The following is a 20,882-nucleotide window of genomic DNA, read 5'->3' as shown; positions in this document are numbered from 1 at the left end:
AAATCTGCGAATTCCCCTCTCGGGATCCCCAAAACAGGGTCGAAAGGCGCCCAAAGCCCTCGCCAACAAAGACAAACCAAGAAACCCCAGAGCCAGAGGGCAGCAGAACGATACAAGAAGAGCCCCTCCTGACGGAGGGGCTCTGTATATAAAGAGAACGTATATAGGGAATAGAAAAGGAGGGGCACTCCCCCGCCGAATATTCAGTACCGAACATTCAGTACTAAACACTCAGCAGAGAAGAACCCCTCCCCATCTATATGTATCGAGAAGACTAAACCAGCTCTGTATTAGATCAGCTCTACAGCGCCCTGGTTCTTCTTGCCACGGCGAACCATCGCAAAACGACCGTGCAGCAAGTCATCCATAGAAATCGCTGCGTCCTCACCCTGAACCTTCACACCGTTCACCGAAGCGCCGCCCTCCTTCAGAATGCGACGAGCCTCAGAGTTAGACTTCGCAAAACCCAGCTCAGTCAGAACAGAAATCATGTCCAGACGGTCCTCGGACAGCTTAGCCGAAGGAAGCTCAGCAACCACAGACTCCAAGGTAGCCTCATCCAGAGCAGCGAAATCGCCCTTACCAAACAAAGCCTCCGAAGCAGCCACAGCCTGATCGGTAGCCTCAGTACCGTGAACCAGCGAAGTCACCAGGTACGCCAGAGTCTTCTGAGCCTCACGCTTAAACGGTTCCTTCTCAACCTTCTCCGCAAACTCAGCAATCTCAGCACGAGTCAAGAACGTAAAGACCTTCAAACGATCCAGCACATCCGCATCCGCAGTGTTCAGCCAGAACTGGTAGAAAGCGTACGGCGAGCACATCTGCGGGTTCAGCCAAATAGCGTTACCCTCGCTCTTACCGAACTTAGTGCCATCAGAGTTAGTAATCAGCGGAGTACCAATAGCGTGAACGCTCTTACCCTCTACCTTACGAATCAGCTCAGTACCGCTCGTCAGGTTACCCCACTGGTCAGAACCACCGGTCTGCAGAGTACAACCGAAACGACGGTTCAGCTCCAAGAAGTCCAGGCCCTGCAGAATCTGGTACGAAAACTCGGTGTACGAAATGCCCTCATCGGAGTTCAGGCGCTTCGCAACAATCTCCTTCTTCACCATGGTGCCCACGCGGAAATGCTTACCAACATCGCGTAGCAACTGCAGAGCAGACATCTGACCGCTCCAGTCCAGGTTATTCACCATACGAGCAGCGTTCTCACCCTCGAAAGAGAGGAAACGCTCAATCTGAGCACGCAGAGACTTAACCCACTCAGCAACAACCTCAGGAGAGTTCAGCACACGCTCAGAAGTCTGACGCGGATCACCAATCAAACCGGTGAAACCGCCCACCAGACCCAGCGGCTTGTGACCAGCCAGCTGCAGACGACGCATCACCAGTAGCTGCACCAAGTGACCCAGGTGCAAAGAAGCCGCAGTCGGATCATAACCCGTATAAAAAGTCAGGCTCTCCTCGCTCAGCGCCTTCTCCAGAGCAGCCTCATCAGTGCTCACGTGCACCAGGCCGCGCCACTTCAGCTCCTGCCAAATATTCTCGAAGGTATCGTCATTATGCTGCGCGTTGAGGATCTCGGCAGACATGCTTCTCCCATTCACAAGGTAACAACGCCCGAAGGCGCTCGAACAAAATATGTAACAAGCCTAGCACCGCACCAGCCCAAACGCTCAGAAAAACCCAAGCGAGCGCCCAAACCGGTGCGGCACCGGCTCAAAGAAATAACAGATAGAGGCTACACGAGCCGCAAGGCTACAGACCCGCGGGCATCCGCGAACCCACCATGTGCAGGCGCTGAGTCGGACGAGTCATCGACACGTACAAGTCGCCCACAGCACCATCAGCATCATCAATCAGCTGCTGCGGCTCAACAATCACCACAACATCAAACTCCAGGCCCTTCGCCTCCCACGGAGTCAGAACCAGCACCTGATTCTCCAACGCAGTCTGCGCGGTACCCGTACGATCAGCATGAGCACGAGCCACAGCCTGAGCCGTCTGAACATACAGGCTCGGCGGGCACACAACACCAATCAGCGCGCCACCCGAATGAGCGACCTCCTCGCTGACCACGGCCACGGTCTGCTCCACAACAGACTCGGCGGCAACCTCATGAACCAGCGGAGGCCACTGGCCCTCACGCACCGCACGAGGCGCAGACACCTCATAACCAGCAGCCTGAGCAACCGACACCGCCGCCTCAGCAATCTGAGCCGGAGTACGGTAATTAATCGTCAGCTCCTCCAGAGTGAAACGCTCACCCACAAACGGCTCCAACGCCTGCGACCACGAGGAAGCAGCCGCAGCAGAAGAAGCCTGAGCAATATCGCCCACAATCGTAAACGACTTCATCGGGCAACGACGCATCAGCAAACGCCACTGCATGGGTGAAAGCTCCTGAGCCTCATCCACCACAATATGGCCATACGCCCACGTACGATCAGCAGAAGCCGCAGTCGCAGCAGTCATACGCTCGCCACGAACCTCATTCATCATCGCAATCTGCTCAGGAGTAATCACGCCATCAGCGCCAATATCCTCCAGCGACTGGTGGACATTCTCCAAAGCTTTCGCCGCATTCTCAAGGTTCGCACGATGCTCCGCCGCAGCACGAGCCGCAGCAGCCGCACCGGTCACCTTCGAAAAATCACCCAAAAGCTCAGCAGCCTCATCCAGCAGAGGAACATCAGCCTCCGTGAAGGGGGCGTCCGCCGGGCGAGCCAGCAGCTCACGCTCAGCCTTCGACAACTCACGAGTCGCAGACTCCAGATAGTGCGGCTTCGAAAACAGCGAGCGCAACAGAGTCTCCGGCGACAGCGGCATCCACGCCAGGTTCAAGGCACGGCGCACATCCATCGAAGCACGCACATCATCCTGCAGATACGGACGCTCCACCACACGACCCGCCGCACGGTTCAGCTGATCATCCAGCTTCGCGGTCAGCTCCTTCAACAGAATCTTCACGAACGTCTCACGAGCCTCATTATGCGGCTTGCCCGTCGAACGAGCACGAGAACGAGCCGAACGAACCATCTCCGGAGTCAGCTCAACATCGGTACCCTCAACATTCAGACGCTGAACCTGAGCCGGCACCTTCTGACGATCCGCCACCGCACGCTTAATAACCTTCACCATGCGCAAATCGCCCTTCAACGCGGCAACCGCGCGGTCCTTCTCAGGAACAGCACGCAGACCCGGGTACAGGGTCGCCAACGAAGCCATCACCACGCCGGTTTCACCCAGCGACGGAAGCACACGCTCGATATACCACATGAACGAATTCGACGGACCAACCACCAGCACGCCAGCCTTCGACAGGCGCTCACGGTTCGTGTACAGCAGGTACGCCGCACGATGCAGTGCTACAGCAGTCTTACCGGTACCCGGGCCACCCTGCACAACACGCACACCCGGCAGCTCCGAGCGGATAATCGCATCCTGCTCAGCCTGAATCGTCGCCACAATATCACCCATGCGGCCGGTACGCTTCTTATTCAACGCCGCCAACAGAGCACCCTCACCGTGGAGAGTGTCCTCATCCTGCAGCATCTCCGAATCGAAGACCTCATCCTCAATATTTACGACAGTGCGGCCCTCAAGCATCAGGTGACGGCGGCGTCGCACACCCATCGAGTGGAAAGCAGTCGCCTGATAGAACGTACCCGCCTCCGGGGCACGCCAGTCCATCAGCAGACGCTGCTGATTGCTATCAGTAATACCAATACGACCGATATAACGCACCGCATCAGCGCCCTCACGGTCCATATCCAGTCGACCAAACGTCAGACGAGAATCCACAGCATTCAGCTGCGCCAAACGATCCTCATAGTGAGTAGCAAAAGAGTCACGCTCCGAACGGTTCTGATGACCGCCCACCGCCTGATTCTTACGCACAGCAGCCAGCTTCTCAGCCGTCTCCTCACGGAGCTCATCCAGACGAGCATACACGCGAGCAACATACTCACGCTCCGCAGCCATCTGCTCAGCAAACAGCTTCTCAGCCGCCGAAGAATCAGCAGACTGCTGGGGTAAAGATTCAGATGACACGTAAGCTCCTTAAACCTATGGTGTCTCAAAGACAGGGTGCGACAGGCACCCAAAAATACGGGTCACTATTTTACAGGACAGGCTCCGAAGGGCAGAAATATTACCCCCACAGAAAAGTGCCCCACCGGCTCAACCGGCGGGGCACCCCTCATCAATATCAGCTACACACGCCCAACCGGCGGTAAGCCTCAAACTCTATAAAACTACTTCGACGGCAGCGGGTACTCAGACACCAAGCTCAGCGTCTCAAGACGGTAACCGTCCAGCGCCTCACGACCGCCCAGACCATCCAGCTCCAGAAGAGCGCCAACGCCGGCAACCTTCAGGTTCGCGCGCTCCACCAGCTTCGCGGCAGCCACCAGGGTACCGCCAGTCGCCAGCAGATCATCCAGCAGAAGAACACGAGTGCCCGGCGCGAAATCATTACAGTGAATCTCAATCGCCGCGCTACCGTACTCCAGCGCATACTCCTCACGGTACGTCTCACGCGGAAGCTTACCCGCCTTACGAACCGTCATAATGCCGGTGCCGGTAGCGTACGCGAGCGCAGAAGCCAGCAAGAAACCGCGAGCCTCAACACCAGCCACCACATCAAACTGACCCTCAAAACGAGTAGCCAGCTCATCAATGCACGCCTTGAACACCTCAGCATTAGCGAAGAGAGTGGTCACATCGTAAAAGAGGATGCCCTCGTGCGGGTAATTCGGAATCGTAGCGCAAGCAGCCGGAATCAACTGCTCGATAGGGGTTCGCGAAGCCTCAGAAGCGGGAACGCTCATGCTCTCTCTTTCGTGAAGGGGATAGCCCCGGAAAAAACGCCCGGGAACAATAACGCGGTAGAAGCCGCCTACAAAATTCTACCCTCTTCACCCGCTCTTGTCCTCAGATGAGAGATAAGAACCATCTGCCGGGATTAGCCCCGCTGAATCACAACCCGCAAGTCACGCTTAAGAATCTTGCCGGTCGGCCCCAGCGGCATGCTCTCCACCATCACGTAGCGGCGAGGATACTTATACGCCGCCAAACGAGTACGCGCCAACGCATTCAACTCCGCCTGCAGCACGCCCTCATCAGCACCCGGACGCGGCATCACCACGGCGACAACCTCCTCACCCACACGCTCATCCGGCACGCCCAACACAGCTACCGACTGCACCTGCTCATGGGTATAGAGAACGTCCTCAATCTCACGCGGATATACCGAATAGCCGTTACGCAGAACCATGTCCTTAATACGGTCCACAATAAAAATATTGCCCTGCTCGTCAACACGAGCAACGTCGCCGGTCGCAAACCACTCGCCGTCAAAAACCTCAGCAGTAGCCGCAGGATTATTCCAGTAGCCAGCCATCACGTTCTCGCCGCGTACCCACAGCTGACCGCTCACACCCGGCGCGCACTCGGAACCCTGCGGGCAACGGACCTGCACCTGCACGCCCGGCAGCACACGGCCCACCGAACCGAGCACCATGCCGAACTCCGCCTGATTAAACGAAACCACCGGCGACGTCTCGCTCAAACCGTAGCCCTCATACACCGGGCACTCAATCAGCGTTTTCAACGCAGAATGCACCGGCGCAGGCAGCGGCGAACCACCCGAAATGCCGAACCGGATGCGACCACGCAGCGAGCGCGCACGCTCAGGCTCAGCCTCCAGTGCCGCCGCCAACGACACATACATGCTCGGGACCGCGGCCAACATCGACACCCCGGCACGCTCCATCAGATTCAGCGCGCCATCCGGGGTAAAACGCGGCAGCAAAGCCACCGTAGCCGACGCCGCAAACGCCGCGTTCATCGACACCGTCTGACCAAACGCGTGGAACAGCGGAAGACCACCAAAAATGACATCCTCAGCGGTGAAACCAAAAACGCTCACGCAGCTACGAGCATTCGAGAGGATATTCGCGTGAGTCAGCGTCGCACCCTTCGGTTTGCCCGTCGTACCCGAAGTGTACAGAATAATCGCCGGATCACTCGCCGCCACCGGGACAGGCTCCAGAACAGCAGCCGACGGAACAGCATCCGACAGCGCGCTATCGGCAGGCGCATCAAAAGGAGCCACCGGTGAGCCCTCTCCCCCGGTGAAAATCTCGCAACGAACCGAACCGTTCTTCACCGGCACCGTCGAGGTTGCCTCCGACGCCAGGCGAGTACCCGCAAAAGCAAAAAGCACCTTCGCCCCGCTATCGCGCAGATGATACTCCAGCTCAGCACCCGACAACAGCGGATTCAACGGAACACAAATCGCGCCCGCAGCCACAATGCCGTAATACAACGCCGGCATCAACGCCACATTCGGCATAGACAACGCCACACGGTCACCACGCTCAACACCGAGCGCCGCCAAATGACGCTGAACCTGCGCAGCAGCAGATGCCAACTGCGCGTAGCTCACCACCTGCATATCAGCAGAGTCAGAAGCCGGAATCGTCAAAGCCGCCTTAGCCCCAGAATCAGAACCAGCCTCCGCCAAAAGGTAGGCAATATTGTTCGCTGAATCGTGCATTTCAGACATGATAGAAAACTCTCACCACAGAAAAAAATCGGTATATCTAGAAAAAGAGAAGCCGAGCTACAAGCCCGCAAAAAGAGCCCGAAGACAGCAGAAGGGCGTACCTTCAACCGCTCCCCCGAAACATCAGAAGAACAGCGCAAGATACGCCCCAACTACTACTGAGCAGCAGACCAATCCAAGAAGCTCTCGGCAAGCGCAGCCCCACCATTGGGGTCACGAGTAATCACTATTACCGTATCGTCACCGGCGATAGTGCCCATAATCGCTTCAAGACCGCCCTGATCAATAGACGAAGCCAAGAACTGCGCAGCACCCGGAGGAGTACGCAGAACCGTAATATTCGCCGAACCCTCAGCGGTAATCAGCAGCTCCTTAAACAGGGAAATCATACGGGCATCAGGTGCAGTGCCGCCGCCACGACGAGCAGGGTAATTCGGCACAGCATAAATCAAGCCGGCGCCTTCATCACGGATGCGCTCAGCGCCAATTTCAACAAGATCACGGGAAAGGGTCGCCTGAGTAACCTTCATACCATCATCGGTCAGGTACTGCGCCAGTTCAGCCTGGGAGCGGACACGTCGGGTCTGCAGCAATTCAACGATGCGTGCCTGACGCGCGATCTTGGTCGAGGGGAAAGGCATAATATCTCTTCTTCCTACGGTGCCAATCACGAATTCAGAACGAAGCTGCCCAACGGTGGCGCAGCGCAACATTCTTTACTACCCAAGATAATACATATGCACATAAATATGCGCGCCAAATATGGATTATTCCAAGATATGGGGGAATTTTCAGGGGTTATCTCACCAGCTGTCACACAAAACGCCGCGAATGTAGCGTGTATCTACACATTCGGGCGCATAACCTCGCAATGAATGCATAGCGTGCAAGAACATTGTGGGCTGACGCGTTGCACCGGTCAAGAGACCTTCCGGTAGGCGAGCGCGAAAAAGGAGCCCGCCTCCAGCAACACTACGTGCGCCGGAAACAGGCTCCCTCAACAAAACGTCAACCGGTCAATCCGCAAGATTCAGAACGCCTAGCGCTCATCCTCCACCAGACCGTCCAGGTCCTCATACTCGACATCGTGCGAACGGCGGTTCAGCCACACAGCAAAACCCAGACCCAGCAGAAGCACCAGCACCGCACCAACAATACTTGCGATACCGGCAAAACGCTCAGCATTCACGCTGTCCTCAGTCACGGGCTTCAACGTGCCCTTCTCAGCGGTGTAGACAACCTCAAGAGTGCCGGCCTTCTCCACCAACAGGCCATCCACCTCACGCGGGAACTCGGAAGGAACATCACCAGTCTGCGAACCACGGAACTCAATCGGAGCGCCCGAAGTCACCTGATACTTATCCTTCAGGTTCGACACATACGTCTTACCGTTCAGCGCGTCATCAGCCGGCAGGTTGCCCTTATAACGAGCAACATTACCCTTCGTAATCAGGTCAGGAGTCAAATCCTGGTAGGTGCCCTGAATGACCCAGCTCTTACCGGCATACTCGGCGTTATTATTCACAGACGCAAAAGCACGAACACCCGCAATAGCCAAAACAATGGAAAGAATAACCGCAACGACAGCAGAAAGAACCGACAGCCAGTTCACGCCCGGACGGTCATCCAGCTCTTCCTCACTCATCGCGAAAAGAGAGGAGTTCTCTTCCTCGTCGTCGTAATCCTCGTAATCCTCGTAATCCTCGTACTCGTCGTACTCCTCATACTCAGAATCCTCGTACTGAGAATCACCGTACTCAGAATCCTCAAAGTAGGTTTCTTCGACCTCAGTAGACTGCGACAGCTCATCCTGTTCGCGCGAGTTCTCTCGATTAGCCATTACTCTCTCCCTCACTTCATCTATCTTCTAGGGTACCCATAACCACATGAGTTCACCACTGAAAGCGCTTATCAACGCTTCATAAACCAACCCAACAGGTAAACCCACCACGCAACGCCAAAAGCTACGGGGTGGGAGCCAACAACTCCCACCCCGTCAGCACTAGGCGTTACGCCATAGGGTTAGACCCGGTTAGACACGCGGTTCCGCACCCAGCTGCTCAACAGTCGCAGCCACAGCAGCCTCACGAGCAGCCGACGCCTCATCAGCAGTCAGCGTACGATCCGGCGCGCGGAAACGCAGAGCAAACGCCAAAGACTTCTTCGACTCATCAATACCGACACCGCGGTAATCATCAAAGACGCGGATGTCCTCCAGCAGCTCGCCAGCGCCCTCACACAGAACACGCTCCACCTCAGAAGCAGGCAAATCGCGGTCCACCAGAAGCGCAACATCCTGAGTAGCAGCCGGGAAAGTCAGCACCGGGGTAGCCTGACGCGCCTCAACACGACCAGCAAACAGCGCTGAGAAATCCAGCTCAAACGCGCAGGTACGCTCAGGCAGGTTCAGCTCCTGCAGAAGCTTCGGATGCAGCTCACCAGCAAAACCAACACGCTCACCGGCAGCGTTCAGAACCTCAGCCACACGGCCCGGGTGGAACGCAGTATGCACACCGTTACGCACCTGAATCTCAGCCGAAACAGCGTCAGCGACCAGACGCACAGCGTCCAGAGCGTCACGCCAATCGAAAGCGCGCGGAGCAGCGCCGGGCATCGCCTCATGCTCAGTACCTGCAAACAGGCCAGCAATGAAAGTGGGCTGCTGCGGAATACCGGCATTCAGATCAGCCAGAACCTCATCCGAGGGGCGAGCTCCCAGCGGCGGAATAGACTCGGAGCCCAGCTGCTCACCCGGAATGAACACGTGACCCGCCTCAAAAATAGCCAGGTTCTTGAAACCGCGAGACAGGTTACGCTTCAGAACCTCAACCAGGCCCGGCAGCAGCGAGCGGCGCATCCAGCCCTCAGCCGAAGAAATCGGGTTCTCCAGGCGAATCGAAGGAACCTCAGTCACCGGGTTCTCGGGGGTGCTCGCCCACGGAGCCGACCACAGGTTATTCGCATCAGCCGACACGAAGGGGTACGCGAAAACCTCAGTCAGACCGGAAGCAGCCAGCGCATTCAGCGCACGACGCTTACCCGCCTGCTCCGGAGTGTAACCGCGGCCCGCAGGAGCCACCGGCAGAGTCGAGGGGATGTTCTCGTAACCGTCAATACGTGCGATTTCCTCAGTCAGGTCCTCCTTCGCACGCAGGTCAGTACGCCACGACGGGACAGTCACCGCGTAACCAGACTCGGTACGCTCCACCGAGCAACCAATCTCACGCAGGCAGGACTCAATCTGCTCCGGCGAGTAATCCACGCCGATACGACCAGCAGTGTAATCAGCCGGCAGGTCAATCACGACCGGCTCATAGCCGAGGGATACGTCAGTAACGCCCGGCTCAACCTGAGCACCAGCCAGCTCAACCAGCAGCTCAACCGCACGCTGAGCAGCCGCTGCCTGAATCAGCGGATCCACGCCACGCTCAAAACGCTTCGAGGACTCAGAAATCAGCTTGTGACGGCGAGCGGTACGAGCCACCGACACCTCATCAAAACGAGCAGACTCCACCAGAATGCGGGTGGTAGAATCGGTCACCTCAGTCGAGGCGCCACCCATCACACCGGCAAGACCAATCACGCCGGAATCATCAGCAATGACAATATCCTCGGGGTGCAGAGTACGCTCAACGCCATCCAGGGTCACCAGCTTCTCGCCAGCAGCGGCGCGGCGCACCACAATCTCACCCTGAACCTTGTCAGCATCGTAGAAGTGCAGCGGCTGACCGGTCTCCAGCATCACGTAGTTCGAAATATCCACCGGCAGCGACAGCGAGCGCACACCCGCCAGACGCAGACGCGAAGACATCCAGGTCGGAACCGGCGCATCTGCCTTCACGCCCGACACCTCACGCATCACGAAGCGAGTGCATGCGGGGTTACCGTGAATCGGGGCGTCATCACGCAGAGCAACCGGGTGACCGGCGTCGTTAGCCTCCGGGGCGCGCTCGCCGTACGCCAGCACAAAATCCTCGAAGGAAGAACCGGTAGCGTGGCACCACTCGCGAGCAATACCGCGCAGAGAGAACGCGTAACCGCGGTCCGGGGTCACGTTCACCTCGGCAGCCTGATCGTACAGGCCCAGCAGCTCCATCGCGTCGGTGCCAAGCTCCGGGTCCAGGCCCAGGGTCGAAAGCACCAGGATGCCGCCGTGATCATCGCCAATACCCAGCTCACGAGTCGAAGCAATCATGCCAGCCGACTTGTGACCGTAAGTCTTACGGGCAGTAATCGCGAAACCACCGGGCAGAACAGCGCCGGGCAGGGTCACAACAACCTTGTCGCCGGGCTTGAAATTGTGGGCACCACAAATAATGCCCTGAACGCCGGAAGGCTCAATGCCCTTACCGGTCAGAGTCTGCTCCTGGCCCTCCGGAACCACACGCACCTGGCACCAGTTCACGGTCTTGCCGTTAGAGTGAGTCTCCGGCTCCATGGAGAGCACCTGACCAACCACAATCGGGCCGGACAGCTCATCAGAGGGGCGGTGAACGTCTTCTTCTTCCAGGCCAACCTTCACCAGGGTTGCCATCAAATCTTCAGCCGAAGCATCCTCGGCTACAGGCACGAACTCGCGCAGCCATGACAGGGGTACACGCATAATTTAGATCTCCATCCCGAACTGCTCAGAGAAACGGATGTCGCCTTCAACCATGTCATGCATGTCAGCGACGTTGTTACGGAACATGAGGGTACGTTCAATACCCATACCGAAGGCGAAGCCCGAGTACTCCTCAGGGTCAATACCCGCAGCACGCAGAACGTTGGGGTTCACCATGCCGCAGCCGCCCCACTCAATCCACTGCGGGCCACCCTTAGCATTCGGGTGCCACAAATCCAGCTCAGCGGAAGGCTCAGTGAACGGGAAGAAGTTCGGGCGCAGGCGGATCTTAGCGTCCTCACCGAACATGGCGCGTGCCATGTACTCCAGGGTGCCCTTCAGGTCAGCCATCGTCAGGCCCTTATCCACGGCAAGGCCCTCAATCTGGTGGAAGACCGGGGTGTGGGTCGCGTCCAGCTCATCGGTGCGGTAAACCTGACCCGGGCACACAATGTACAGCGGCAAATCACGCGAAAGCAGCGAGCGCATCTGCACCGGCGACGTGTGAGTGCGCAGCAGCAGGTGAGCGTTCTTCGGCTCAACGTAGAAAGTATCCTGCATTTCGCGTGCCGGGTGATCCGGCTTAATGTTCAGAGCGTCAAAGTTGTACCACTCAGACTCCAGCTCCGGGCCGTCAGCAACTTCCCAACCCATACCGACGAAAATGTCAGTCAGGCGCTCCTGCATCAGAGCAATCGGGTGGCGGCCGCCCAGGGAACGGCGAGGCGAAGCAGCAGAAACGTCCACAGCTTCCTCAGCCAGGATGCGAGCCTCACGCTCAGCCTCCAGCTCAGCGGTACGAGCCTCAATAGCCTCAGTCAGGGCTGCACGAGCCTGACCCAGCAGCTTACCCACCGGGCCCTTGTGCTGGTTCTGAAGATCACGCATCTGGCGGTTAGCGATGCTCATGATGCCCTTCTCACCGAAGAAGCTCAGGCGCACCTCCTTGAGGCTGTCAAAGTCCTTAGCCTTCTCGCGAATCTCCTGCTTGGCACGCTCACGCTCAGCCTCAAAAGCCTCACGGATAGCGTCCAAACCGTTCTCGGGGTTCTCCTCCAGAACCTGCGCAATGCGGGCGAGAACCTGAGCCGGGCCGTTAAGACCCTCGTGTTCCTGCACGGAATCGGTCATTGTCACTCTTCTCTGCATACCACCGGCACTATGCCGGCTGGCTCGTTATACACCTTAGGCAGCACCGTCTGCTCTCCCCCGGCTACCCGCACAGGGTGCGGAACAGGGGTAAGGCGACGGGCGCATATCCTATCCATTTTAGACCAGAGAAGGAATCGTAAACAGCAGAACGCCCGGATAGTCCATCCGGGCGTTCTTAGGTATATAGCCTCAACAACAGTGTTGAAGGGTTGTACTTACTTCAGAGCCTGCTTCACAGCCGGGTCAAAAGAAGCACGAATCCACAGCACGTTCGCAATGAACCATGCCGCGTACAGGGGCACGAAGCCGTAGCGCTGAGCGTCAATAACATTACCAATCAGAGACATAATCGCCACGAACGCACCCAGAATTGCAAAAATCAGACCGACTGTCAGGCCCAGACGCTTGCCCTTCTGAATCGTGAAGTACACCCAAATGTACACAACCGCAGAAACAACCAGCAGGCCGATACCGCCTGCAACGCCGAACTCCGGCAGACCCTTCAGCGGGGACAGGTTATCCGGTGCGAACGAGGAAATAACACCGTGGATCAAGCAGAGCAGTGCGGAGACAATCATAATCTCCTGCAGACGCAGAATCTTCGGGTGCTTGGTCGGCGAGTGGAACAGAATTCCGCGCGGCTCAGCGCCGCCTTCCTGAATATAAATAGCTTGAGTGTCCGAGGGAACCGCGTCGGAGCGGTAGGCACCCGGATCAAACGGGGGTTGAGCAGTCATCATTGTCTCCCAATACGTATGTGATTTCTCCCTCAATACTACCCGCCTACCGATTGGTTTCCAAAGTATGTATCCGTGTCGAACCCATATATGACAAAATCCCCTCCCCAACAAACACACAAGTCAGAATCACCTGGCGCATAAATCGCCCTCAAAATATGAATAAAGGCGGGACTCCTCATAGGGAATCCCGCCTTCAAACAGTGTCACAAAAGATAGAGAAAATTTATCCTGTTACCGCCGCGAATGTGTCACACAACGGCGAATTAGCCTCGCAACGAACTAGCGCAGAGCATTAGGTCAGACCTTGGGTCTACGCCTCACCAGTGCCAGTGTCCTGCAGCTGCTGCAGAAGAGCCACAACAATCGGCAAATCCGCCGGAATCCACGGCAAACCCAGCAAATCATCGTACGCCTGCGCGTCATCCTTAGACTTCGGCAGCGGCATCCACCGCAGCGCGCTGTGATCTTCCAAAGTATCCGGAGTACCCGAAAGAATCTCCGCAAAGAACACGCGCATCGCCAGACGCTCACTCAGACGCCAGCCCTGCGGGTACGCGCCGGGCACCTCAGCACCCAAACGCGCCTGCACGCCCAGCTCCTCCTTCAACTCACGCACCAGCGCCTGCTCGCAGCTCTCCCCCGGCTCGACCTTACCGCCCGGGAACTCCCACATGCCGGCAACAGTCTGCGGCTCAGAACGCTGAGCCACCAACATACGGGTCGGAGCCACCAAAGAATCAACCACGGCGGCGCCAACCACCTGAACCTCAAACGAGGGCGACACTTCACTCATCTTTCTCTACCTTCTTCTACGCTTTAGAATCCTTCGTCGGATGCGCATCCTCAGCAGCGTGCTCCGCTACTTCCTTCTTAGCATCCTCAGTATCCTCAGGCTCAGGAGCTTCCTCCACGCCTTCCTGCCACTCTTCTTCCTCATCATTCATATTCGAGGCTTCTGCCACCTCACGGCGAATATTAGTGCCGTCATTCAGCAGAATCAGAAGGCGGTTGCCGTTCTTGAACTCCATGAGGAAGACATCCTCAAGTTCGACCCCAGCGGCACGCAACTGCAGGTACACCCAATCCTCGGTCTTGTGCGCATCCGCGATATCGCGAGTAACCAAGCTACCCTTCACAATCAGAGCAAAGTTCGGTACACCATCACCCTTACGGATCACGCTCAGCGCACCATTCGGTTCAATCTGAGCGAACTCAATTTCTTCCAGGTCATAAATACCCTGCGCACGCAGGTCAGCAATCAGGCGCATCGGGTCAAGCACCACGTCTGCCTGCTGGAAGCTCTTAATATCGATATCACCATCCGTAATGACCGGCACGCGCTGCTCACGCACCGCCATATGCAGAAAACGAATCTTCGTGGTCGCCACGTTCAGCAGCTGAATCATGCACAGCGTAAACACCATGTAGATGACAAAGTAGAACAGGCTAATCTGCTTGCTGTACAACACGCCACCGAACACACCACCGATGACAAAGTTACCGATGGTATCAATCGGGGTCTGGTGCCCCGCCTGAGAACGGTGAGTCAGACGCAGGTACACCAAAAGAATGATCAGGCCAACGAAAATCTTTAGCAAACCATCAACGATCATCTCAACGGTCATAACAAAAATCTCCTAGAGCTAGGCCCGGAAAATATCCGGTTCCAGATAAATGATGCGTGCCGCAGGAACAGCCTCGCGAATACGAACCTCAGCCGCGTCAATCTCATCAGCCACAGCGCGGCCGGTGTCGGCATCGTGAATACGAATCTTCGCCGCCACCAGAATCTCCTCGGGACCCAAGTGCACGGTCTTAATGTGGATAATGCGCTCGCTATCGCCATCCTCAATCGCCGCACGAATCTTCGCCAAATCCTCCGGAGAAGCCGCCTCACCCAAAATCAGAGACTTCATCTCCACCGCAAGGAACACGGCAATAAAGACCAGCAGCACGCCAATAGCCAGGGTGCCGAATGCATCCCACAGACCATTACCGGTCAACAGAGTCAGACCCACGCCAAAGAGCGCGAAAATCAGACCCAGCAGCGCACCCGCATCCTCCAGCAGAAGCACCGGAAGCTCCGGGTTCTTCGAAGTACGCAAGAAACGCATCCAGCTCTGCTTGCCCTTCAGATCACGCGACTCCTTCACCGCCACGCGGAACGAATTACCCTCCAGCAGAATCGAACCCACCAGAACAGCCACCGGAACCCACTGCCACTCAGTAATACCGTGCGGGTCATGCAGCTTCTCATAACCCTCATACAGAGCGAACAAGCCACCCAGGGCAAAGATAATAATCGAAACAATAAACGCGTAAATATAGCGGTTACGGCCATAACCAAACGGGTGCTCCTCATCAGCCTGCTTCTGCGAAGCGCGACCGCCCAAAAGAAGCAGAAGCTGATTACCCGAGTCAGCCACCGAGTGAATAGCCTCCGCCAACATCGACGAAGAACGAGTCAGCGCAAAAGCCAAAAACTTCAGCACCGCAATACCCAGGTTCGCACCCAGCGCGGCAATAATCGCGCCCGAACCCGAATGACCAGAAGGAGCAGACATAATTTCCCTTTCTCAGCCCTAAACTAAAACTCTAAAACCTATGAGGCTAAGGCGGCCCACCGCTGTACCACAAGCCGTGAACCGCCCAAAGCCTAGCGAGAAACGCCGCGCTGAGCCATCGCCGAAGCATACAGGCACACAGCAGCAGCCGTACCCACATTCAAAGACTCAGCCGAACCATAGACAGGAACAGCCACGCGCATAGTGGCGGCCGCCTTCTCTTCAGCGTTCAAGCCCTGCGCTTCATTCCCGAAAAGCCACATGGTCGGCTTAGAAAGATCAAAATTACCCTTCACACCGGACGGGGCACTCGCCTCCACACCGGCACGACGAGCCGCCGTGTACTCACTCAGCTCCTGCAGATTCACCGCACCATAACCGTCAGCAGCCAGCACAGCAGTACCCTGAGACTTCACATCCTCCGCGAAATCCTCCAGCTGCACGCCCTGAATAATCGGCACATGGAACAGCGAACCCGCGGTAGAACGCACCGTCTTCGGGTTATACAAATCCACCGAACCCTTAGTCGTAATCACCAGGTCAGCACCGGCCGCATCGGCCACACGAAGAATAGTGCCCGCATTACCCGGATCCTGCACACGAGACAGCACAGCAATCAGCTTCGGGTTCAACGCGCCCTCACCCCACAGCAGCGAGAACGACGCATCCACCATAAAGGAAACCGCAATAATACCCTGCGGGCTCACCGAATCAGCCATCGCCTCCAGCACCTCATCGGTCACCACACGCATAAAAACGCGGCGACCCTCCTCCGGGGTAGGAGTGCCGTACACCTGCTCCAGCAGCTCAGCAATATCCTCATGACGGTCAAAAGCCGCCTCCGTAACGTAGACAGCATCCAGAATCGGCTTCTTCAGGTGCGCCTTCAACGCCTCACGCACAGCCTGCGGGCCTTCCACCAGGAACTGGCCCTTCTTCGTGCGGGCAGCGCGGGTACGCAGCTTCGCAATATCGCGCACACGATCTGCCTGCGGATTGGACATCACAACGGGGGTACTAATACGTTCAAAAAAGTTCACTCTTAAAGGGTACAGGCAAAGGCACACCCCAAAACGCAGAACAGCCACAAGCACAACCCCAGATACGCAGAAAGCGGCCGCCCACACTCAAAAGTGCAGACGGCCACTCACGACGCTTGAGCATCCCGCCCCGAACCTAGATCTTCGAGGCAGAAGCACACAACCTCAGGCTAATTAAGCCTTGGGAGCCGAGGTGTCCTCGGGCAGGTTGTTCTTAGCAATCTCAACCAGTGCGTTGAAGGCAGCGGGCTCGTTCACGGCCAGCTCAGCCAGCATACGGCGGTCAACCTCAACACCAGCAGCCTTCAGGCCCTGGATGAAGCGGTTGTAGGTCAGGCCCTGTGCGCGGGAAGCAGCGTTGATACGCTGGATCCACAGGCGACGGAAGTCACCCTTCTTCTTACGACGGTGGTCGTAGCTGTAAACGAGCGAGTGGGTGACCTGCTCCTTAGCCTTACGGTACAGGCGAGAACGCTGACCGCGGTAGCCGGATGCACGATCGAGAATAGTACGGCGCTTCTTGTGCGCGTTAACCGCGCGCTTCACACGTGCCACGTGTGTCTCCTTCGTCTTATGTCCTGAACAGCTCACATATCACGCTGAACAGGAGCGAGTCTTTAATCAGTGCGCACCACTATCGGTGCGCCAGGTGCAGAGAGTAAGCGTTGCTTACTTGCCCAGCATCTTCTTGACAACCTTTGCCTGGCCGCCGGTAACGATCTGGTCAGAAGCCAGACGACGGGTCAGACGAGAGGACTTGTGCTCCAGGTAGTGGCGACGGTTCGCCTGCTGGCGCTTAACCTTGCCGCTACCGGTGAGCTTGAAGCGCTTCTTAGCACCAGAGTGGGTCTTCTGCTTCGGCATAGCTGCCGTTCTCCTTACATTCATCCCCCGCCACAGTGGCGGGGTAGCTTAGTGGGGCTGCGTACGCGAACGCATCAGCCCCAAGGACCAAAGGTGAGGCACCCCTGACGAGGTGCCTCGGAACCGGCACCGGGTGAACCCGCAACACCCACCGAGCGGTGGAGGCGCGTGCCCATCCTAAAGTGACGACCCGGTTCCCTACTCGGCGGAAGCCTGTGCCTTCAGCTCGGCAGGCATAGCGTCTGCCAAAGAATTAGTTACGGGCTTCGCCTTGGTCGTGTCAATACGCTCGCGACCCTTGCGACCGCCGGCGCCCTGCTCACGGCGAGCCTCTGCCTTACCGCGAAGCGGAGCCAGAACCATCACCATGTTGCGGCCATCCTGACGGGGGCGAGACTCAACGGTGCTCACCTCAGCCAGCTCAGCCGCCAGACGCTCCAGCAGACGCACACCCATCTCGGGGCGCTGCTGCTCACGACCACGGAACTGAATCATTGCCTTGACCTTGTCACCACCGGAAAGGAAACGACGAGCGTGTCCAACCTTGGTTTCGTAGTCGTGGGTATCAATCTTCAGGCGGAAACGGATCTCCTTCAGAACGGCATTAGCCTGCTTCTTGCGGGATTCACGAGCCTTGATTGCGGCTTCGTACTTGTACTTACCGTAATCCATGAGCTTGCACACGGGCGGCTTCGCGTTCGGGGCAACCTCGACCAGGTCGAGTTCGGCGTCCTCAGCCAGACGCAGAGCGTCCTTCAGAGGGACAACGCCTACCTGCTCGCCACCGGGACCGACAAGACGGACCTCGGGAACGCGGATACGATCGTTAATGCGTGGTTCGCTAATGACTAGCTCCTGTGCTCTGTGGGTTTCCCCGTGAATACTATCCGTTGCGGGCACTAAAAAAGCCCCCGCAGTTACACAAGCGGAGGCACAAACCAGCGTACGCCGAAAGCGGCGGACAAACCCGTTCACCTCAAAACTCGCAAACTAACGCCTGCGGCGGTCAACCGGGTGGGAGGCATGCTCCACTTGCAAACTGCCTACAACCATACCGCAGAATCCCCGACAGACGCAAGGAAATAGACGCAAAACACCATAAAAATTGCGGGGACTCCCCCAGAAAGTCCACAGAAGCGCCCACTCTTAAGGACGCATTTACCGAAACAAACGAAATATGAGATTCTAAGACTATGAGCACTGAAAACACGAACTTCCGCTTCACCGCGGAAGAAGAAACCCCCGTACACGGTCACACCGAACTCACCGAAGAGCAGGTCGAAGCCGTCAACGAACAGCTGCGCGACATCGCAGACGTACCCGCCATCGAAATCATCAGCTCCGCAGCCATCCACATGATGAGCGCTGCAGCCGTCAAGTGCGGCCTGGCAGCAGACGAAAACGCCGACGACCTCAAGGACCTCGACGAAGCACGCAAGCTCATCACCGCGCTGGCAGGCCTCGTCACCGCCGCAGCACCCGAAATCGGCTCCCAGCACGCAGCACCCCTGCGCGACGGCCTGCGCACCCTGCAGCTCGCCTTCCGCGAAGCATCCCCCTTCCCGGACGAGCCCGGCAAGGGCCCCGGCGAAAAGCTCACCGGCCCGGTCTACTAAACCGTACCCGGTCTATTCACAGCGAAGCCCCGTCTCCCTCACACTGAGGAAGATGGGGCTTCGTCATATATAAAGTCCGTTCGGGTTAGCGGGAGCGGTATCTTTAGCGAGAACCAGCGACCTCAAGAGCCTGCTCAAAACTAAAGTTGCCTACATACAGCGCCTTACCCAGCACCACGCCCTCCAAACCATGAGGCACCATAGAACGCAGCTTCACAAGATCAGCCAACGACGCCACACCACCGGACGCCACCACCCGACAAGCAGTCTGAGCCAGCACCTCATCCAGCAGCTCCGCACCGGGGCCCGCCAGAGAACCGTCCTTGCTCACATCCGTGACGATATAGCGGCGCACGCCCGCATTCTCCAGCCACGCCAGCGCCTCCACCACATCAGGACCCGACCAGTCGGTACCGCGAGCCACCGTCACCCAGCCCCGCTCAGGGTTATAGCGGGCATCGAGGCCAAGAGCCAGAAGATCAGAATCGGCGTAACGAGCCAGGGTGTCTTCAAGCCAGGAAGAATCCGCCAGAGCCGCGCTGGTCACGTTCACGCGGTCCGGGTTCAGGCTCAGGGCGCGCTCCAGGCTCTCAGCATTACGCACGCCGCCACTAACCTGAATACGAACCGGGGCAGAGCTCCGGGCGCTCTCGGCACGGACGGCGGCAACTACCTCGGACAGAACCTCAGTATTCGTGCCGCGACCAAATGCCAAATCAAGGTCAACCAGGTGAATCCAGCGAGCACCAGCCTTCACCCAGGTCAGAGCCGCCTCAACAGGGTCAAGGCGCTGCTCACCACCGGACAGGGTGCCGCCCACCGGGCGCACCGCGTAGCCTTCAGAAATATCAACAGCGGGCAGAAGTTCAAGAACGGGTGCAGACATTAGTTACCTCCCGCAGCAGTAGCGGAGTCGTCAGAAGACAGGCGACCGGTCACCGCCAGGGACGCAACCCAGCGGCGCATAAACTCCACCCCCAGCTCGCCAGAGCCCACCGGGCAGAACTGCACCGCCGTCAGAGGACCGTTCTCAACCGCCGCGATATAGGCGGGCTCGGTGACAGTCCAAGTCACCGCGGGAGGGGCAATATATTCAATGCTCTGGTCAAAAGCCCACTCAAAAACGCCGTGTTCAGATTTGAAGTGAGCCTCGCCCTCAAGATTCTTGAGCAGCGCACTATCGGAGGAAGAACGCAGGGCAGAAACACTGGGCGCCAGATCGCGGGTAGAAAGCTCCACGCTCTCACCGGGCCACTCCCCCATGCACTGAACCTGAACCTGCCCCATCTGCGGATGCTCCACCGTAACCGAATCGAAGAGGCAGCTCAGTGCCGCACCGGCAACCAGCACCGGACGACCGCCGGCAACACGGCGACCAATCACGCGCTCAGCGTCCTTAGCTTTCAGATCTTCATATGCCTCAAGAGAGCTCGCACCGCCGGTAACCACCATACCGTCAGCCTCACGCAGCTGATCGGGCACAGCGGTCACGATAACGTCCGCCCCCGCATCCTGAAGAAGCTTCACCAGGGCGCCACGAGTTCCGGGTTCCCCCAAAACGGCAACCACAGGACGGGCGGTCTGAGCATTCTGTACAGATTCAGTTTCGACGGGTGCGGATTCAACGGGAACAGGCATCGGTGCGCTCCTATTTCATAGGCTCAAGAATTCGGCTCAAGCGCTCTAGCTTGAGAGATAGCGGATTCGGAGTCAAGACATCAACCTCATG

Annotated in this window: 19 protein-coding genes; 1 reads left to right on the top strand and 18 read right to left on the bottom strand. The window is 57.6% G+C overall.

The features are described 5' to 3' along the window. Positions 1–290: 290 nt before the first annotated feature. From tyrS to infC, 16 genes are all read right to left on the bottom strand, one after another. Positions 291–1,595: a tyrosine--tRNA ligase gene (tyrS, locus tag O3675_RS04755; RefSeq protein ID WP_314929091.1), complete on the bottom strand. Its 1,305-nt coding sequence runs from the start codon at positions 1,593–1,595 to the stop codon at positions 291–293. A gap of 166 nt (positions 1,596–1,761) precedes the next feature. Further along, positions 1,762–4,056 (bottom strand): AAA family ATPase, encoded by a 2,295-nt coding sequence (locus O3675_RS04750; protein WP_371571272.1) that lies wholly within the window; start codon positions 4,054–4,056, stop codon positions 1,762–1,764. A gap of 203 nt (positions 4,057–4,259) precedes the next feature. Beyond that, on the bottom strand, positions 4,260–4,835 hold the full coding sequence (locus tag O3675_RS04745) for an adenine phosphoribosyltransferase (RefSeq protein ID WP_005507139.1): 576 nt from the start codon (positions 4,833–4,835) through the stop codon (positions 4,260–4,262). A gap of 134 nt (positions 4,836–4,969) precedes the next feature. Further along, positions 4,970–6,574 carry an AMP-binding protein gene (locus O3675_RS04740; protein ID WP_371571269.1) on the bottom strand — a complete coding sequence of 535 codons (1,605 nt, stop codon included), beginning with the start codon at positions 6,572–6,574 and terminating at the stop codon, positions 4,970–4,972. Between the two features lie 155 nt (positions 6,575–6,729). Then, complete coding sequence (locus O3675_RS04735) at positions 6,730–7,215, bottom strand: arginine repressor (protein WP_005507137.1); 486 nt, start codon at positions 7,213–7,215, stop codon at positions 6,730–6,732. Positions 7,216–7,613: 398 nt separating this feature from the next. Then, the gene (locus O3675_RS04730; RefSeq protein ID WP_371571267.1) at positions 7,614–8,414 is read right to left on the bottom strand and encodes a hypothetical protein; all 801 of its coding nucleotides are present in this window, start codon (positions 8,412–8,414) and stop codon (positions 7,614–7,616) included. Positions 8,415–8,606: 192 nt separating this feature from the next. Then, positions 8,607–11,177 carry a phenylalanine--tRNA ligase subunit beta gene (gene pheT, locus O3675_RS04725; RefSeq protein ID WP_371571265.1) on the bottom strand — a complete coding sequence of 857 codons (2,571 nt, stop codon included), beginning with the start codon at positions 11,175–11,177 and terminating at the stop codon, positions 8,607–8,609. A gap of 3 nt (positions 11,178–11,180) precedes the next feature. Further along, positions 11,181–12,308, bottom strand: a complete 1,128-nt coding sequence (pheS, locus tag O3675_RS04720; RefSeq protein WP_371571262.1) for a phenylalanine--tRNA ligase subunit alpha — start codon at positions 12,306–12,308, stop codon at positions 11,181–11,183. Positions 12,309–12,544: 236 nt separating this feature from the next. After that, entirely contained in the window at positions 12,545–13,066 is a 522-nt protein-coding gene (locus tag O3675_RS04715; protein WP_005507133.1) for a hypothetical protein, read from the bottom strand. A 313-nt stretch (positions 13,067–13,379) separates the two neighbouring features. Continuing rightward, on the bottom strand, positions 13,380–13,862 hold the full coding sequence (locus tag O3675_RS04710; protein WP_070594154.1) for a (deoxy)nucleoside triphosphate pyrophosphohydrolase: 483 nt from the start codon (positions 13,860–13,862) through the stop codon (positions 13,380–13,382). Between the two features lie 16 nt (positions 13,863–13,878). Continuing rightward, positions 13,879–14,694: a DUF421 domain-containing protein gene (locus tag O3675_RS04705; protein ID WP_371571259.1), complete on the bottom strand. Its 816-nt coding sequence runs from the start codon at positions 14,692–14,694 to the stop codon at positions 13,879–13,881. A gap of 18 nt (positions 14,695–14,712) precedes the next feature. Further along, positions 14,713–15,633 carry a cation diffusion facilitator family transporter gene (locus tag O3675_RS04700; protein ID WP_005507873.1) on the bottom strand — a complete coding sequence of 307 codons (921 nt, stop codon included), beginning with the start codon at positions 15,631–15,633 and terminating at the stop codon, positions 14,713–14,715. Positions 15,634–15,725: 92 nt separating this feature from the next. Then, positions 15,726–16,727 (bottom strand): RNA methyltransferase, encoded by a 1,002-nt coding sequence (locus tag O3675_RS04695; protein WP_314365630.1) that lies wholly within the window; start codon positions 16,725–16,727, stop codon positions 15,726–15,728. Positions 16,728–16,847: 120 nt separating this feature from the next. Further along, on the bottom strand, positions 16,848–17,228 hold the full coding sequence (gene rplT / locus O3675_RS04690; RefSeq protein ID WP_005507127.1) for a 50S ribosomal protein L20: 381 nt from the start codon (positions 17,226–17,228) through the stop codon (positions 16,848–16,850). A gap of 114 nt (positions 17,229–17,342) precedes the next feature. Then, positions 17,343–17,537 (bottom strand): 50S ribosomal protein L35, encoded by a 195-nt coding sequence (gene rpmI / locus O3675_RS04685; protein WP_004006287.1) that lies wholly within the window; start codon positions 17,535–17,537, stop codon positions 17,343–17,345. A 198-nt stretch (positions 17,538–17,735) separates the two neighbouring features. Beyond that, on the bottom strand, positions 17,736–18,437 hold the full coding sequence (gene infC / locus O3675_RS04680; RefSeq protein WP_005507875.1) for a translation initiation factor IF-3: 702 nt from the start codon (positions 18,435–18,437) through the stop codon (positions 17,736–17,738). Between the two features lie 293 nt (positions 18,438–18,730). Between infC and O3675_RS04675 the strand changes: the two genes are divergently transcribed. Continuing rightward, entirely contained in the window at positions 18,731–19,153 is a 423-nt protein-coding gene (locus tag O3675_RS04675; RefSeq protein ID WP_005507125.1) for a DUF1844 domain-containing protein, read from the top strand. 103 nt (positions 19,154–19,256) lie between these two features. On the opposite strand, the gene O3675_RS04670 is transcribed toward O3675_RS04675, so the two are convergent. Continuing rightward, a complete protein-coding gene (locus tag O3675_RS04670) occupies positions 19,257–20,039 on the bottom strand; it encodes a HisA/HisF-related TIM barrel protein (RefSeq protein WP_371571256.1) in 783 nt (260 codons plus the stop codon). Further along, on the bottom strand, positions 20,039–20,791 hold the full coding sequence (locus tag O3675_RS04665; RefSeq protein WP_371571253.1) for an imidazole glycerol phosphate synthase: 753 nt from the start codon (positions 20,789–20,791) through the stop codon (positions 20,039–20,041). The genes O3675_RS04670 and O3675_RS04665 overlap by 1 nt, the downstream gene beginning before the upstream one ends. Positions 20,792–20,882: the final 91 nt, after the last annotated feature.

This window comes from Rothia sp. 27098_8_27, from assembly GCF_041432805.1.
Taxonomy (GTDB): domain Bacteria; phylum Actinomycetota; class Actinomycetes; order Actinomycetales; family Micrococcaceae; genus Rothia; species Rothia mucilaginosa.
Note: the sequence above shows the minus strand (reverse complement) of the source record. Positions and strands in the feature narration are given on the sequence as shown.